The sequence below is a fragment of the Clostridium gallinarum genome, assembly GCF_014836325.1.
In the GTDB taxonomy this organism is placed as follows: domain Bacteria; phylum Bacillota; class Clostridia; order Clostridiales; family Clostridiaceae; genus Clostridium; species Clostridium gallinarum.
The window spans coordinates 1-16496 of sequence record NZ_JACSQZ010000068.1 but is presented as its reverse complement, the minus strand read 5'-3'; the positions used below and the strand labels follow the sequence as shown (position 1 = coordinate 16496).

The following is a 16496-nucleotide window of genomic DNA, read 5'->3' as shown; positions in this document are numbered from 1 at the left end:
AGCCAATTACATGTATATCCTAATTCTTTTGATAATTCTTTTATATTTTTTCCATTATAATTTTCTTTAATATATTCTTTAATATAACTTTTAGAATATATTCTCATTGGAAAAGTTACTTGTTGCCCTCTAAAATTTTCATATATTTTTAATGTTACATCTTCTCCTAATATCTCTACTAAATCCTTATAAATACCACTATATTTTTCACTATCACTTTTCATACGTTCTTCCCCCTTATTTTTCAATAAAATAATAACTTAATGAAAGATTTTTGTAATTTTTATTCTAAAAGTTATTTTTCATTGTAAAATCACTTATAAAATCATAATTTAAAATGGCCACCCCATAATTTCATAAATATTCCACTATTCCCACCAAAATTTTATTGGTTATTATTTCTGCATTCAACCTCTAATTTTTTCCATATGCTTTTTTTGTTCTTAATTTGAATAATTACCAATTGCTTATATTATTTTTAAATAAAAAAGTAAATAAGGAAGAAGTTTATCTAACTTCTCCCTTTAATTAAAATTATCACTTATGATACGGTTCATTTTTCATTATTCGGAAACCTCTGTAGATTTGTTCTAGCAGCATTACTCTAAATAGTTGATGTGGAAAGGTCATCTTTGAAAAGCATAACTTATAGTTAGCCCTCTTTATTACTTTTTGTGAAAGTCCTAAACTTCCTCCTATTATAAATGCTATATTAGAGTTTCCCATAACTCCACAGTTTTCTATGTATGATGCAAATTGTTCTGATGTTAGGTTTTCTCCCTTTAAATCCATAGCAACAACATGCATATTTTCTTTTATTTTTGAAAGAATTAAATCTCCTTCTTTATCTTTTATTTGTAATTCTTCTTTTTCTGATGCATTATCTGGTGTTTTTTCATCCGGTAATTCTATTATTTCTAGTTTACAGTATCTACTTAATCTTTTTGCATACTCATCTATTGCTTGCTTTAAATATTTTTCCTTTAATTTTCCAACTGAAATTATAGTTATATTCATCCCATTTTCTCCTCATAAGTTATATAGTATTGATTTATCTTGATTCATTAGTGTAGCTATCTACATCTATTATCATAGTTCCTTCATCAGCTTCTGGTAGCTTTTTTAAATACACTCTTAAAACATCTGCATTATATACAGCTTGAATTCTCTTAGAATCTACTTTTGGTACATAAAATGTTTTTTCAATATAATCCATATTTTGAAATGTTGATATAGGTATTTCTTTATCTTTTAAAGCTTCTCTTTTCACTTTTACGCTTATATGATCATTTTCATAATCTATGTCTATATCACTTTTATTATCTACTTGTAACTTACCTTCAATAAGATATCTATCACCATAATCTCTAAACTCTAATTTTAATTCTTCTTCCTCTTCTTCAATTTCTTCTTCAATAATAGAATTTATGATATCACTATTTAATACTGAATCTACTATACTCTCTATTAATCCTTCGTTAGAAATTAATGTTGTAAATACTTCATTAAACACGCTACTAAAAGTACCAACAAAGCTTCCACTAAACACATTAATTATATCATTTCCATTAGTAAATGTACCATATTTATAATTTCCATTGTTAGTATTTCCGTTATATACATTTCCATTAAAATCATTAACACTATTAGTTAATTTATTTGAATTAGATTCATACCCCATTAAATTATTAAATAAAAAAGGAAACATTTCAAACATTATAATCCCCTACCTTATTAAGTCTTATATAATATAATTATTTTAGATTATAATTTTTGACACTATATTAATTAACAAAAAAAGAAATTCTGCTACTTAAACAGAATTTCATCCTAAATTTTTCATTATTCATTTTTAATTCTTAATTAATTTAATACCCTATATTCTCATTCATAAAAATTACATGCATTCTATCCTTATTTATTTGGCTTGCTATTACAGTGAACTCTCTACAAATTCTATCATTTCCTTTACAGTTCATACAATAACCTACTTTAGAACAAGGAGTAATTTTATCTAATCTTTTTGCATTAGCTGGAGCTGATATTTGCTTATTTCTTTTAATAGCTTCATCTATATTACTAACTATTTTATTAACTCCAACTACAATTATTACTTTCTCTGGTCCAAAAAGCATAGCTGCAACTCTATTTCCATTCCCGTCTACATTATACAGCTTGCCATCTTCAGTAACTGCATTACTACTTGCAAAATATGCATCTGCAAAGAAACTTTCTTTAAATATTTTGGTTATATCTTCTTTGCTTAATCCCTCTTTATACCGGTCTAAAAAATTATATCTTCCACTTCTTAGATGATCTATTACTCCAGTTTCAAATAAAGACATTGAACCTCCACAGCTAACTGTAGAATTTTCTTTTACTAATTCCTTTATTTTTTCAATTAATTCTTCTTTTGTATTAACTAAGTAGCCATTCATATTATTTTTGTTAATAGATTCAATAGTTCTTAATATTTTTTGTTCATTAACCCATTTTAAATTATTATCCATATATACCCCCCATTATCTATGATTCATTAAGCTATTTTTTATTACAACTTAATAAACTTATTAAAAGATATATATATTATAATATAAATATTCAAAATATTCTTTATTTATATTCAAAAAAGGTCTACTTTTGAGTAGACCTTTTTAAAAACTATTTTCCACAGCACTTTTTATATTTCTTTCCGCTTCCACAAGTACAAGGATCGTTTCTTCCTATTTTATTTTCATTTCTTACCATTACAGAATCTCTGTATTTCTTTTGGATTTCTTTTCTCTTTTCAGGTGAGAATATTCCATCCCATTGTGGTAAGTTATATAGGTATTCAGCTTTAGCATCTAACATATTAAAGTATAACTTTTCTAAATCAACTTCTAATGTTACTTCATCATCAGCTGTTAAGCTTTCTAAATCTAATGGATTTTTTAAACTATCATTAACTCCGTCAATGAATCCCATAACAAATTCAACTGTTGTTCCTTGTTTTTCAGCTAATTCTTTAATTGTAAAAGTAAACTTTTCAGTATGTTTTGATAGGATTGATTTATATATAGATTTTTCAATTTCCATATATTCATTCCAAAATGCTTGTTCTCCTTTTACTTTTACGTATTCAACTACCATATCAGTCCATTGTTTATATAAACTCATATTCCATTCTCCTTTTTATACGGTTTTTTATATGTATTTTATCTGAATTGATTATACTACTATTAACTCGCTAGGACAATGCCTGTTAGCCATAGATAAATCAATATCTTCATTTTGTTTAATATTATTTTCTCTTAATACTCCAATAACAGTTTCTAATGCTAAGTCTGGATGGTTATTAGTTCCACTTAGGTGCCCTAAAATTATTCTTTTATTTGACTTATAATTTATTAAGTCAACTATAGCCTTCCCACAATCATCATTTGATAAGTGACCAACTTCGCTTAATATTCTTCTCTTTAAGGTATATGGATAAGGTCCAAACTTTAACATATTAATATCATGATTACTTTCTAATAATATAACCTCTGAATCTTTTATATTATCTCTTATTTCTTCAGTGTATATTCCAAAATCAGTTGTAACACTAGCTTTTTTACCATTACAATGTACAGTATATCCAACTGGTGCTACTGCATCATGAGGTATGTTAAATGAAATTACATCTAAATCCTTTATAGACATAGTGGATCTTCTATCCATTATTCTTATGTTATGTTCCTTTATCTTCCCTATTAACCCTTCCATAACTGTCCATGTATCTGCATTACTATATATAGGTATATCATATTTACGAGATAAAACTCCTATCCCTTTAATATGATCTGAATGTTCATGAGTCACAAAAATTCCATCTAAGTCTTTTGGATCTTCACCAATACTTTTTAATGCCTCATCTATCTTCTTTCCTGGTAAACCTGCATCTATTAAAATCCTAGCATTTTCAGAAGCAATAAAAATACTATTTCCACTACTTCCGCTATATAATGAACAAAACTTCATCTTACCATCCCCCGTAAGACATTACTTTTCTATGACTCTAGTAACGTCTGCTCCTAAGGCTGAAAACTTATTTTCAATATTAGGATATCCTCTATCTATATGTTCAATTTCTATTATTTCAGTAGTTCCATTTGCTACTAATCCAGCTATAACCATAGCTGCACCTGCTCTTAAATCTGTTGCTACAACTCTTGCTCCAACTAAACTTTCTTGACCTTCTATAATAGCAGTTCTACCTTCAACTTTTATTGTTGCTCCCATCTTCTTAAGCTCATCTATATGTTTATGTCTACTTTCCCAAATACTTTCAGCTATTAAACTTTTGCCTGGCACAATACTTAAAAGTGCAGACATTGGTTGTTGAACATCTGTTGGGAATCCTGGATATGGAGCTGTTTTTACATTAACTCCTCTTAATTCTCCATCTACATAAACTCTAACACTATCGTCACCTTCTTCAACTATAGCACCCATTTCTATTAATTTAGCTGCAATAGGTTCTAAGTGCTTAGGAATAACATTTTTAATAGTTACATCACCTTTTGTTGCAACTGCAGCAATCATAAATGTTCCAGCTTCTATTTGATCTGGTATAACGCTATAATTACATCCTGTTAGTTTTTTTACTCCCTTTATTCTAATTACATCTGTACCAGCACCTTTAATATCAGCTCCCATAGAATTTAAGAAATTAGCAACATCAACAACATGTGGTTCTTTTGCAACATTTTCAAGTATAGTTGTTCCTTCTGCTAATGTAGCTGCAATCATTACATTAATAGTTGCTCCAACAGTAACAACATCAAAGAATATATTAGCACCATGAAGATTTTCAGCTTCAACTGTAACAGCACCATGATCTATTGTTACTTTTGCTCCTAATGCTTCAAATCCTTTTATGTGTTGATCTATTGGTCTAACCCCTATAGGACAACCTCCTGGTAATTCTACTCTAGCCTTTTTAAATCTTGATAATAAAGCTCCAATGAAATAATATGAAGCTCTCATTCTTCTTACATCATCAGTGCATGCTTCTACTCTTGTAACATCTGTAGCATCTATTTCTAAAGTATTATCATCTATCTTATTAACTGAACAACCAAGGCTAGATAATATTCTTTCAAGACAATGTACATCTTCTATATCAGGAACATTATCAATAACACATTTACCCTCACTTGCCATTATAGCTGCTGGTAATATTGCAACTGCTGAGTTTTTTGCGCCATTTATTTCAACTGAGCCTTTTAAAACTTTTCCTCCATTTATTACTAATTTATCCATCCGTTTCACCCTTATCATAATTTATATATATTAATCTTTCCTATTATTTCAATAATTATCCATTCTATGTAACTTTCTTAAAACTTACATTTAACATTATAACATAAAAATAATTTAATTAAATAGAGTTTTTTCTTCCAAAAGGCTTTTTTGCTTACTTTCGCGCAAAATTATAATTAAATTTTTAAATCGTATAATCTTTTTAAATTTTCTGTAATATGTTATAATTTATAATAAAGTTTATGTGCATTTAAAGTGTATATAAACTAATATATTATGAGAGGCTGAAGTTATGAAATATTACTTAGTTGCATTATTTGATGATGAATCTTATAAAAATTTAAATCCTATACAAAAGAATCTTTCTAAAAAGTTTAGGGCTAATAGAAATTCCCCAGCCCCTTATATACCTTTAGAAGTAATTGAGAATCCAAATATAGATAAATTAGATGTTGTTGTAGATAAAATAATTAAACCTTATAAAAATTTTAAAGTTAAATTATCTCAAGAAGTTTCTATTTCAGAAACTAATAAAACTTTAAATATGAAAATTGCTGACTTTGGATATATTAAAAGAATAAATAGACTAGTAAACGACACATTAAAATTACATGGCTTTAATGTTCAAGAAAGTAGCTATGATGAATCAATGCATATTTCACTAGCTAATCTTAATTTTATTCCAAGAGATATGAAAAAGTTTGATGGAGAAGTAACATTTAAATCTAACTGTGAAACTTTAAAAGTAGATAGAATTGAATTATGGAAATTCTCTAATAATAAAAGAGAAACTTTAATTAAAAGTTATCCTTTAAAAAAGAATTTGTATTTATAATATAAATAGTGCTCTTTAAAATTCTATTTTTAGATTTTTAAGGGCTTCTTTTTTATCTTAATTTGTAGAAAAAACTTTTTTACATGATTTTATTTTCTAATATATTTAAATATTTAAAATTTATTTTTTTGTATTCGTTTTCTACACTTTTCAATTCTTATTTAATTCTGTAAAATAGTATATGGTTAATCCTTAAAAACAGGAGGATCTTTATGGAAATTAAATCTTTTTTTGAAAAACAAAGAAAAAAAAATACAAAACTTATTATTGATAACAACTTAAGCGAATATAAGATTTGGGCTAGAAAACACTTAGAATTACATACTAAAATTAGTCATCTAGCTGATGAAACTAAATGTTATAAGTATTGGATTGAAGAAGATAAAGAATTAAACAAATCAGTTTTATTCACAAAATACTTAGATTGCTTTTCAAGCATAATCGCTATTGGCATAGATAGAAAATACGATAATGTTGAAGAAATTCCAATAAAGCCAAACGATTATTGCTTAAGTGATCAATTTTTAAATTTATTTATAGATTTAAATGATCTAATTATATCTCCTTCAGAAGATCACTATATAACTCTTATTGAAGATTTTATAAGCTTAGGAATAACTTTAGGCTATTCAGAAATAGAAATTTCAGAATCATTCTTAAATATTTAAGAAAAAACCTTCTATATTTATTATGGAAGGTTTTTTAATATTTATTTTTCTAAAGGGCATAATACCTTAGAGGTGATTTAATGTTAGCAATAATTTATGCAATAATTTCTGGAATATCTATGACTTTCCAAGGTGTCTTTAATACAAGACTTGAAGAAAAAGTTGGTACTTGGGAAACAAACGTTATAGTTCAAGGTACAGCCTTAGTTATCACTTTAATAATTGTAATATTTTTTGGTAAAGGAAGTTTTAAAGCCATTAAGGAAGTAAATAAGCTTTACTTATTAGGTGGAGTATTAGGTGTTGTTATAACCTTCACTGTTATAAGGAGTATTTCTTCTATGGGTGCCACTATAGGCATAGGTACAATATTAGTAGCCCAATTAGCTTCTGCTGGAATAGTAGATGCATTTGGTCTATTTGGAACCGAAAGAGTTACATTTGGATTTAGAGAATTTTTAGGAATCGGAATTATGATACTTGGAATTATTATTTTTAAATGGAGAGGTTAATCCTCTCTTTTTTTATTATTTAGGAAATTATATTTATGTACAAGTTTAGGAATTTTATTTAATTATGATTTAATAAATAATGAAACTTATATATATTTAAATCTGTTAACAAAAATCATATATTTAATATAATATATATTGTAATCAATTTTAGGAGTATAATATGTTTTCTTTAAATAGAAAATTAGATTCAAACTTAAAGGCTTGCATAATAACAAAACCCTATACTAACTATAGGATTTTAATTAAATATAAAAGATTTCAAGAAAGTATATTAAAAAAAATATCTTCCTATAAAGGTAATGTTATAAATCATATTGAACATTGTAAAATAATATCAGCTAGTCTTAACTCTAAAGGCATTCAGAGACTCTTAGAATATCCTGAAGTTGAATATATTTGCTTTGATGAATACTTATTTTTATGTGGTATTAGTGTTAATACTGCAAATAAAGTTAGATTTTCTAGCAAATCTAGAAATAAGGGACGAGATATTGGGGTTGCAATTATTGATTCTGGAGTTTATCCTCATCAAGATTTAACTTCACCATATAATAGAATTTCATCTTTTGTAGATTTAGTTAATAATTTAAAATATCCCTATGATGATAATGGTCATGGCACATGTACAGCCGGTATAATTGCTGGAAATGGTAAAAAGTCTAATGGTCTATATAGTGGAATAGCTCCAGAGTGTAAAATTTATGCATATAAAACTTTTGATAAAACAGGAAAAGGTTATTTTTCAGATATACTATATGCAATGGAATTAGTATCAAAAACTGCAGAAAAAAATAATATAAAAGTACTTTGTCTTCCATTTGAATTATTGAGTTATAATGTCTTTTTACAAAATTTATTTAGCTTAATGTCATCATTACTAGTAAGTAAAAACGTAACATGCATAATTCCAAGTGGAAGTAATAAAAATTTAGATGGATCAATTACAGGAATAGCTCTTTGTAATAACTGTATAACAGTAGCAGGCTATGATTCTACTGCAAACATAAAACCCTATAAATATTCCTCAACAGGCTCTTTAAGAAAGGATTCTAAGCCAAATTTATGTGCAGCATGTGTTGATATAGTTTCTTTAAATTCTGATACTAACTTCATCTCTGAGAGAGATGGTAATAAGTTATATCCCTCTAAATTAGATTTGTCATATAAAACCTTTAGCGGAACTTCTATAGCTGCTGCGTATGTAGCTGGAGTTTGTGCATTAATTTATGAAGAAAATGAAAACTTAACGCCAAAGGATATAGCATCTATATTAAAAGTAGGTTGTGAACCATTAGATGATATTCCTTCTAATTATCAGGGAGATGGAAAAATAAATATTAAATTCATATTAAAAAGCTGAGATATCTCAGCTTTTTATTGAACTATATAGTTAGTTGGATCAACAGGATTGTCATTAATTCTTAATTCAAAATGCAAATGAGGTCCTGTACTAAATCCAGTATTGCCTACTTTTCCTATAATGTTACCTTTTTTTACCTTATCTCCAACCTTCACATCAAAACTACTTAAGTGACCATAATATGTACTCATATCATCGTCATGTTTAACTATAATTAAATTTCCATATCCTCCATCATTAAATTGTGAATATATTACTTCTCCATCTAGGGCTACAATAACATCATCTCCAATATCACCTGCTATATCAATTCCCTTATGAAAGGAATTCCACCTTTCCCCATATCCAGAGGTCATGTATCCCCCCCTAGTTGGGTGACTTAAAAATGCAACTCCATCTTCATATGGATTTTTGCTTCCTCTATATATCTTCTTGCTAACTTGCTCTTTTATAATTTCTTGATTTAATACTCTTGTGTTGGTAATTTCACCTGATTCTATTGTTATTTCCTTTAGTACTTTTTTTACTCCATATTCCCCTTCTTCTACTTTACTTTCTCCTATATATAGCTCATCTGTAGGAATAATTAAAGTTGATGGTTCAATAGTGTTTACTTCTTCTTTTACATATTTAATATTTATCTTTATATCTTGCGAATCCATCTCTATTAAACTATAAATTTTATCAACTAACTCTTCATTGCTCTGAAGCTTCTCAATATCAAATCTTTCTTCTCTCAAATTTATATTTCCTTTAACTTGAGCAGACCTAACCATATCCTCTCTTATACTGTTTTTATTTATATATTTCTTTATTAAATTTTCTTTTACCTTATCTAAGTCACTTTCTGAAACAGTATATCCTATTACATCTTCATTTAACATTACTTCATAACCATTAACTTTTCCAGTTAAAGCAACCATTAAATTATCTAAAACATTATCAGAAATATTATTAGAATTTGAATAAAGTCTATTATTTAAGTCCATATTTAAGTTATTATTAACTTCTGCCCTAACCTTAAAAATATTAGTATTTAAAGTAACTATTATGATAATTATTGATAAGACTATTTTTCTTATTGTTTTATCATGCCTTACCCTATCTCCTTTTATATCCATAAATACTCCTTTCTTTTATTTAGGTAACAAGTACATTTATTATTTTTTCCATATTTCCAAATAATATTCTTATTATATTTCTTAGTTATGTTGAGGCATTCTACTCACTTTGTTATAATTGAATTACCGCATCATTACTTTTAGAAAGGTAAATGTAAATATGAGCACTTTTATGTTTAGGTCAAAACCTTTAAAATTTACACCTGTAAGTAATGTATTTATTGAAAGATACATGCCAAAAGCAAGAGGTGAATTTATTAAGGTTTATCTTTTAATGCTTAAATACAATTTTACAGGTGAACCTGGAGTTAATTCTACAGTTCTAGCTACAACATTAAATCTTTTAGAGTCAGATATTATAAATGCCCTTAACTATTGGAATGAAGAAGGTATTATAAAACTCCTGCCAATAGACAATATGGGAAACTTTCATATAGAGTTTATTGATTTATCTGAAGAAGGAACTAGTAATGTAGATAAATTTAATTTAGTTGAAGAATTAACTGATAATTCAAATGGATATATGTTAAAGGATATAGGAAAGCTATTAGGTAGAACCCTATCCCCTAGTGAAGTTGAAACTTATATTGGTTGGAAAAAAGATTTCAAATTTTCTTCTGAGCTTATATTAATATTAATAGAATATTGCGCTTCTAAAGGAAAAACTAATTTTAGATATATAGAAAAGGTTGCAATTGCTTGGAATGAAATGAATATAAAAACAGTAGATGATGCTCAAAACTATATAAGAAAAACAGAAGACAAATGGGGAACTTATAGGGAAATATTAAAATTCTTAGGTATAAGAAATACTGATATTATGAAGCCACAAGAAGATCTTCTTGAAAAATGGACTTCAACTTATGGATATTCTTTAGAAGTAATAAAAAAAGCTTGTGATATTTGTTTCCAAAGATTAAATAGAGCCGATTTTAAGTATATTGATGGAATATTATCTAGTTGGAATAAAGATAAATTAAAAACATTAGAAGATATTGAGAAAAAAGAAGCTAATTTTAAAAATTCATCTAATAAAAAAGCCTTTAATAATTCAAAGAACAACAATAAACCAAAACTACGTTTTGATAATTTTAAAGGCAGAGAATATGACTATGATGACTTAGAGAAGAAGTTGTTAGGATGGGATACTGATGATTAAAGGATACGAAAAAGAATTAATCTCACTTTATGAAAATATTAGAACAGAGGAAGAAAAAAATTTAATAAAAAGACGTAAAGAAATTGAATTAAATTATCCTGAAATATTAGAAATAGATAATTTAATTCAAAAAAAATCTCTTGCGCTATCTTTAGCTATTTTAAAAGGCCTAGATGAGGATGAATTAAAAAAGTATAAAAATGAAATAACTGACTTAAGAGTAAAAAAAAGCGAAGCTCTAGTAGAAAGAGGTTATGAAGCTGATTATTTAAATCTTCATTATAGATGTTCAAAGTGTAAAGATGAAGGATATATAGGAAATAGAAGATGTTCTTGTTATAAAAAGAAGTTAGTTTATCTTTACTACAAAAATTCAGAACTTAAAGACTCTCTTTTAACTAATAATTTTAATAACTTTAATTTATCACTATTTTCTCCTCATAAATTAAAAGAAGATGATAGATTTTCTCCTAGAAAAAATATGGAGAATATACTTAACTATTTAAGAGGTGAATATATTCCAAACTTTGTTAATACAAATGATAACTTACTATTTTATGGAGATTCAGGCACTGGAAAAACATTTTTAAGTTGCTGTATTGCTAAAGAGCTTTTAGATGATGGTTACTTAGTAGTTTATAGAACTGTTGATGAACTTATGAGTAATTTACGTGAAATAAGATTTGATAATAATTCAGATTTAGAAGATTTATTGGTAAATTGCGATCTTTTAATAATAGATGATTTAGGTGCTGAACAAATAACGGACTTTACTACTAGTGAATTTTTTAATTTATTAAATAAAAAACTTCTAAAAAAGAAAAAAATGCTAATATCAACTAATTTAAGTTTATTTGATATTAGGGAAACTTATACCGAAAGAATAGCATCTAGACTTCTAGGAAATTTCAAACTATATAAATTTTATACAGAAGATATAAGAATTCAATTAAATTTAAAAAGAAGATAAAAACTCTAGAGTTTTTATCTTTTTTAATATTTTATAAAAAAAGAGATAAATATAATTTCCTAAATAACAAAAAAAGCTTTAGATTATTCTAAAGCTTTGGAGCTGGCAATAGGAATCGAACCTACAACCTGCTGATTACAAGTCAGCTGCTCTACCGTTGAGCCATGCCAGCATGGTTCTAAATTGGCGACTCAGAAGGGGCTCGAACCCTCGACCTCCGGCGTGACAGGCCGGCACTCTAACCAACTGAGCTACTGAGCCATATATTGGTGGAAACAACAGGGATCGAACCTGTGACCCTCTGCTTGTAAGGCAGATGCTCTCCCAGCTGAGCTATGCTTCCATAATGGTGACTCCTAGGGGAATCGAACCCCTGTTACCACCGTGAAAGGGTGGTGTCTTAACCGCTTGACCAAGGAGCCATATTTCATTTCCGTGCTTGCCTTTCTCCCGGCGAGCACATTAACTATAATACATAAAATTTATTATAGTGTCAACACTTTTTTGCAACTTTTTTTTATTTTTTATTTTTATATAAATAAAACCTTTTAAAACCTAGAAAAATCTTGACTTTTAGCTAAATTAATCATCTTATTTATTTATAAGTTTTATATTATAATCTTAGTATACTAGAAAATATTTTTAAATATTATATTATTTTTTTAAGGAGATTTATTATGATTCATCATGATTTAATTATAGTTGGTGGTGGAGCCTCTGGACTTATGGCAGCAATAACTGCTAAGGATTTTGGTTTAGATGTTGCCATCTTAGAAGGAACAGATAGAATCGGGAAAAAAATTTTAACAACAGGAAATGGTAGATGTAATATTTCTAATAAAACTATATCTTTTCCATTTTTCTCTTATCACAGTGAAAACTCTGGTTTTTTCTCAAAAACTTTATCTAATTTTACTGTGGAGGATACAGAAAACTTTTTTTTATCATTAGGACTTCCTATTATAGAATTAAAAAACGGAAAAATGTATCCAAAATCACTTCAAGCTTCTTCCGTAGTTGATATTCTTAGATTTGCTATTGAGGATAGGGGCATACCTTTATATACAGATTGTAAAGTAAAAGATATCCACAAGGGAAAGATTTTTAAATTATCCACAGGTAACGAAGATAAAAAATTATTCACATGTGATAAATTAATTTTAGCCTGTGGAGGAAAATCCGCTGTTAAAACTGGATCCGATGGTTCTGGACATAACTTAGCAAAATCTTTAGGACATACAATAGTAAAAACTATACCTGGAATAGTTCAATTAAAATTAGATAGTCCTTATTTAAAATCAATATCCGGAGTTAAATTTGATGGTTATGCAACTTTATTAGTAAATAATGAACCTGTTAGAAAGGAGTTTGGAGAGATACTATTTACTGACTATGGAATATCAGGACCTCCTATCCTTCAACTTTCTGGATATGCATCAAAGGCTTTACTTAATAATAAAAAAGTTGAAATAGTGGTAGATATGCTGCCAAATGAAGATATTAGTGAAGTAGAAAACTTCCTTGAGGGACATTTTGCTATGTTTTCTTATAGGCCTCTTATAGATTCATTGATAGGAGTTATTAATAAGAAACTTATTCCTGTAATTTTGAAGGCTTCTGGAATAACAAATTTGCATATGCCTTGCTATGAACTAGAGTGGCATAATAAAAAAGCAATAATCAATACATTAAAATCTTGGAAGTTTATTTGTACAGATACTAATGGCTTTAATCAAGCCCAAGTTACTATAGGTGGGATAAATACTAAAGAAGTTAATCCTTCAACTCTTGAATCTACATTAGTTAAAAACTTATACTTCTGTGGAGAAATACTTGATGTTGATGGAGATTGTGGTGGATTTAATCTGCAATGGGCTTGGAGTTCTGGTCACTTTGTTGCTAAAAATATAGCTGAAAGAAATTAAATATAAAATTGGGTGAAAGTTCAGCAAAAGCTGAAACTTCATCCTTTTTTATTACTTTAAACTTTCTTCCAGCATCCAATTAATTTAGTTAATTGTTTATTATCTAGAGTTTCTATTTTGTGTATAGTTACTATTGCTTCATCCTCTTCTCTTACATCTGTAAGTACCCTAACGGTTTCTCCATATTTACATTCTTTTTCAAATGTTACCTTTATTTCATCTAATGTATAATTATCTACTATTTCTTCTGGTAATGTTTCTATTGCCCAATCTATATATTTCGTATTATTTACGTGTTGATTTGAATCTATGTCAGAATATCTAACCTTAAATGTATCTTCATATTTATATTCAGTAATTGTTTCAAGTCTTGGAATTTTAAATTCTTCTTTAATATCTCCTTCAACACCATATACATCATATTGCTCTTTAGGTATTCTCATCATTCTTCTTTTTTCTAAATTAATTAATAAAAATATAGCATTTGCTGTAACTATTACATTCCCATTACTATCCTTAATTTCATAGTTTCTTAAGGCATAAAACTTTTTAAAGCCAACTGGTTCAGTTTTAACTGTAAGTTTTTCTTTATACATTGGATTTCTAACTATTTTAACATGATAATTATAAAATACCCATGTCATATTGTTCTCAATTAGACTTTCCATTCCTGATCCTAATTCTTCTGATTGCTTTGTACCAATATCAGATAATATATTGATTATCATTGACATATTGGCTTTTAAATTTTTATCTACATCATAATAATGTAATTCATATTCTTTTTCATATGACTTTCCCATAAACTACCTCCTAATAATAAATATTAAAACTCTGTATTACTACAGAGCTTCAATATAAAATACAAATTAAATAACTCCTATACTTAGATAATTGGATCTATAAAACTATTTCCTGAATCATCATTATTTCTAAACAAATTATCTTTTGATCCAATCCTATCTAATACTAAAATATTTAGATAGGAAATAACGTATATATTCATTATTACTTGCCCTAAAATTGCAATTATAAAACCTATAAAAGGTAATAATTCAAATATCCATAGAACTATTATTACACCTATATAAATACCAGATATAGCTGCTAGTTTTCCAATAGTTGACCAAAAATATCCCTTTTTAAACAAAAGAAATGCTTCTCTTATTGAATCAATTACGCCTAAATCATTAACTATAAATATTGAATTAAATAATTTTATAAATGGACTAATAATAACTATTATCGCTATTGCACAAGGGATAACTATAAATGCCCCTATTCCTAGAGTTATTAATGATAGTATTATTACTAAGAATACTAATACTAATATTACTCCCAAAAACATAAACCATGCTAATATGTTTAACCCTATAGCACTCCACACTCTATTCCATACGTATCTGGTGGCACTTTTCCAACTAACTACATTCCCCTTATTTGCATCATCTAAAATCTTAGTATTTACTAAAGTTGCAAATAATGAAATAAATCCAGATATAATTGCCATTACTATAATTAATAATATAGTACCTATTCCTATTGCTCCGAAATTTCTATCTAAATTTGAAGAATAAATAGACATACTTAAAAAAGCACTCATTGCTAATGTAGCCCCTATTATAATAGGTATTATCATTGCTGGTATCATAAATATCCCTATAACCTTTAAAAGTTCTAAAAAGTTATTAGTACACAAATTAAATGCCCTAGATAAAATTTCACTTATTCTTAATTGGCTTCTTCTCTGCTCCACAATACTCCCCCTTTAAACGTATTATTTATATATATTCATTTTATCATAATATTTTACTATTTTATAATTTTTTATTAAACTTTACCAAATTTATATAAATATAAAAACAATAAGGCTACATAAATTTTTTAATAAAACTTATGTAGCCTTAATTTATAATTTTTAATATATTATCGTGCTCTACCAGTAATGAAATCAATTATAAATACTATTGCAGCAACTACTAATAATATATGTATAAATCCACCACCTATTCTTAGTAGCAATCCTAATAGCCAAAATAGAATAACTATACCACCTAACCATCTTAAAAATGCCATAATATTACCTCCTATCTATGATTTAAATCATCTTTCACTTCATTTTTTCCTTCATTGAACTTTTCTTTAATTGTATCTTTAACTTTTTTTACATCCTCTTTTTTTTCATCTATAAATTCCTTAGTATCTTCTTTCTTATCTTTTATAAAATCTTCTGCATTATCTTTTTTCTCATTAACATCTTTTTTTACTTCGTTTTTAAAATCTTTAGCTTCTATTTTTTTCTCTTCTATAAAATTTTCTAATTTATCTTTACTTGTCTTCATAACCTCCAAATTCCTTTCTTTTATTTTTTTTATTATTTTATTTATTTCTTCGGATTTAGAGCTTATGGCTACCCCAGTTATAACACCAACTGCAGCACCCAAAGCCATTGATAATCCTAATTTCTTATTTCTTTGTCTCTTTTGCTCCGTTAATTTTTTAGTTAATACTTTCTTTAATGTAGTCATATCTCTAATCCCTCCTCTAATCATTTTTATAAATTATTTCACATAATATATTTGATTAGTTGTAAAATGAACTTGAACTAAATAAAAAAATCCATAGGATTACTTTTCGTGTTAAGATTGAGTTGCGAA

19 protein-coding genes and 4 tRNA genes are annotated in these 16496 nt (G+C 27.2%); 7 read left to right on the top strand and 16 right to left on the bottom strand.

The window, feature by feature from the left end:
* The 7 genes from H9660_RS13990 to H9660_RS13960 form a co-directional block, all read right to left on the bottom strand.
* A partial coding sequence (locus H9660_RS13990; protein WP_191750997.1) for a Mor transcription activator family protein occupies window positions 1-224 on the bottom strand: 224 nt, incomplete at its 3' end.
* A 313-nt stretch (window positions 225-537) separates the two neighbouring features.
* A complete protein-coding gene (gene rlmH / locus H9660_RS13985) occupies window positions 538-1017 on the bottom strand; it encodes a 23S rRNA (pseudouridine(1915)-N(3))-methyltransferase RlmH (protein WP_191750996.1) in 480 nt (159 codons plus the stop codon).
* Between the two features lie 34 nt (window positions 1018-1051).
* Window positions 1052-1717, bottom strand: coding sequence for an Hsp20/alpha crystallin family protein (locus H9660_RS13980; protein WP_191750995.1), 666 nt, complete (start codon window positions 1715-1717; stop codon window positions 1052-1054).
* Window positions 1718-1868: 151 nt separating this feature from the next.
* Window positions 1869-2510 carry a lactate utilization protein gene (locus H9660_RS13975; protein ID WP_191750994.1) on the bottom strand — a complete coding sequence of 214 codons (642 nt, stop codon included), beginning with the start codon at window positions 2508-2510 and terminating at the stop codon, window positions 1869-1871.
* Window positions 2511-2661: 151 nt separating this feature from the next.
* On the bottom strand, window positions 2662-3159 hold the full coding sequence (locus tag H9660_RS13970; RefSeq protein ID WP_191750993.1) for an SEC-C metal-binding domain-containing protein: 498 nt from the start codon (window positions 3157-3159) through the stop codon (window positions 2662-2664).
* A 51-nt stretch (window positions 3160-3210) separates the two neighbouring features.
* A complete protein-coding gene (locus H9660_RS13965; RefSeq protein ID WP_191750992.1) occupies window positions 3211-4002 on the bottom strand; it encodes an MBL fold metallo-hydrolase in 792 nt (263 codons plus the stop codon).
* A 21-nt stretch (window positions 4003-4023) separates the two neighbouring features.
* Entirely contained in the window at window positions 4024-5286 is a 1263-nt protein-coding gene (locus H9660_RS13960) for a UDP-N-acetylglucosamine 1-carboxyvinyltransferase (RefSeq protein WP_191750991.1), read from the bottom strand.
* Window positions 5287-5578: 292 nt separating this feature from the next.
* On the opposite strand from H9660_RS13960, the gene H9660_RS13955 reads away from it, so the two are divergent.
* The 4 genes from H9660_RS13955 to H9660_RS13940 all read left to right on the top strand — a co-directional run bounded on the left by H9660_RS13955 (window position 5579) and on the right by H9660_RS13940 (window position 8664).
* Window positions 5579-6121 carry a hypothetical protein gene (locus H9660_RS13955; RefSeq protein WP_191750990.1) on the top strand — a complete coding sequence of 181 codons (543 nt, stop codon included), beginning with the start codon at window positions 5579-5581 and terminating at the stop codon, window positions 6119-6121.
* 212 nt (window positions 6122-6333) lie between these two features.
* A complete protein-coding gene (locus H9660_RS13950) occupies window positions 6334-6789 on the top strand; it encodes a dUTP diphosphatase (protein WP_191750989.1) in 456 nt (151 codons plus the stop codon).
* A gap of 80 nt (window positions 6790-6869) precedes the next feature.
* Window positions 6870-7301: a DMT family transporter gene (locus H9660_RS13945; RefSeq protein ID WP_191750988.1), complete on the top strand. Its 432-nt coding sequence runs from the start codon at window positions 6870-6872 to the stop codon at window positions 7299-7301.
* Window positions 7302-7464: 163 nt separating this feature from the next.
* Window positions 7465-8664, top strand: a complete 1200-nt coding sequence (locus H9660_RS13940) for a S8 family serine peptidase (RefSeq protein WP_191750987.1) — start codon at window positions 7465-7467, stop codon at window positions 8662-8664.
* A 14-nt stretch (window positions 8665-8678) separates the two neighbouring features.
* Here H9660_RS13940 and H9660_RS13935 read toward each other — a convergent pair whose 3' ends face one another.
* Window positions 8679-9785, bottom strand: a complete 1107-nt coding sequence (locus H9660_RS13935) for a peptidoglycan DD-metalloendopeptidase family protein (RefSeq protein ID WP_191750986.1) — start codon at window positions 9783-9785, stop codon at window positions 8679-8681.
* Window positions 9786-9945: 160 nt separating this feature from the next.
* Between H9660_RS13935 and H9660_RS13930 the strand changes: the two genes are divergently transcribed.
* A complete protein-coding gene (locus tag H9660_RS13930; RefSeq protein WP_191750985.1) occupies window positions 9946-10944 on the top strand; it encodes a DnaD domain protein in 999 nt (332 codons plus the stop codon).
* Complete coding sequence (locus tag H9660_RS13925) at window positions 10937-11914, top strand: ATP-binding protein (protein WP_191750984.1); 978 nt, start codon at window positions 10937-10939, stop codon at window positions 11912-11914. Before H9660_RS13930 ends, H9660_RS13925 begins: the two co-directional genes overlap by 8 nt.
* A 97-nt stretch (window positions 11915-12011) precedes the next feature.
* On the opposite strand, the gene H9660_RS13920 is transcribed toward H9660_RS13925, so the two are convergent.
* The 4 genes from H9660_RS13920 to H9660_RS13905 all read right to left on the bottom strand — a co-directional run bounded on the left by H9660_RS13920 (window position 12012) and on the right by H9660_RS13905 (window position 12336).
* A tRNA-Thr gene (locus H9660_RS13920) sits at window positions 12012-12086 on the bottom strand.
* A gap of 12 nt (window positions 12087-12098) precedes the next feature.
* Window positions 12099-12175, bottom strand: a tRNA-Asp gene (locus tag H9660_RS13915).
* A gap of 6 nt (window positions 12176-12181) precedes the next feature.
* Window positions 12182-12257: transfer RNA gene (locus H9660_RS13910), tRNA-Val, on the bottom strand.
* Window positions 12258-12261: 4 nt separating this feature from the next.
* Window positions 12262-12336: transfer RNA gene (locus H9660_RS13905), tRNA-Glu, on the bottom strand.
* Between the two features lie 255 nt (window positions 12337-12591).
* Between H9660_RS13905 and H9660_RS13900 the strand changes: the two genes are divergently transcribed.
* Window positions 12592-13839, top strand: coding sequence for a BaiN/RdsA family NAD(P)/FAD-dependent oxidoreductase (locus tag H9660_RS13900; RefSeq protein ID WP_191750983.1), 1248 nt, complete (start codon window positions 12592-12594; stop codon window positions 13837-13839).
* Window positions 13840-13895: 56 nt separating this feature from the next.
* On the opposite strand, the gene H9660_RS13895 is transcribed toward H9660_RS13900, so the two are convergent.
* The 4 genes from H9660_RS13895 to H9660_RS13880 all read right to left on the bottom strand — a co-directional run bounded on the left by H9660_RS13895 (window position 13896) and on the right by H9660_RS13880 (window position 16367).
* On the bottom strand, window positions 13896-14642 hold the full coding sequence (locus tag H9660_RS13895) for an acyl-[acyl-carrier-protein] thioesterase (protein ID WP_191750982.1): 747 nt from the start codon (window positions 14640-14642) through the stop codon (window positions 13896-13898).
* A gap of 83 nt (window positions 14643-14725) precedes the next feature.
* Window positions 14726-15595, bottom strand: coding sequence for a hypothetical protein (locus tag H9660_RS13890; RefSeq protein ID WP_191750981.1), 870 nt, complete (start codon window positions 15593-15595; stop codon window positions 14726-14728).
* A 170-nt stretch (window positions 15596-15765) separates the two neighbouring features.
* On the bottom strand, window positions 15766-15915 hold the full coding sequence (locus tag H9660_RS13885) for a lmo0937 family membrane protein (protein WP_191750980.1): 150 nt from the start codon (window positions 15913-15915) through the stop codon (window positions 15766-15768).
* Between the two features lie 11 nt (window positions 15916-15926).
* Window positions 15927-16367, bottom strand: a complete 441-nt coding sequence (locus H9660_RS13880) for a hypothetical protein (RefSeq protein WP_191750979.1) — start codon at window positions 16365-16367, stop codon at window positions 15927-15929.
* Between the last annotated feature and the right edge of the window lie 129 nt (window positions 16368-16496).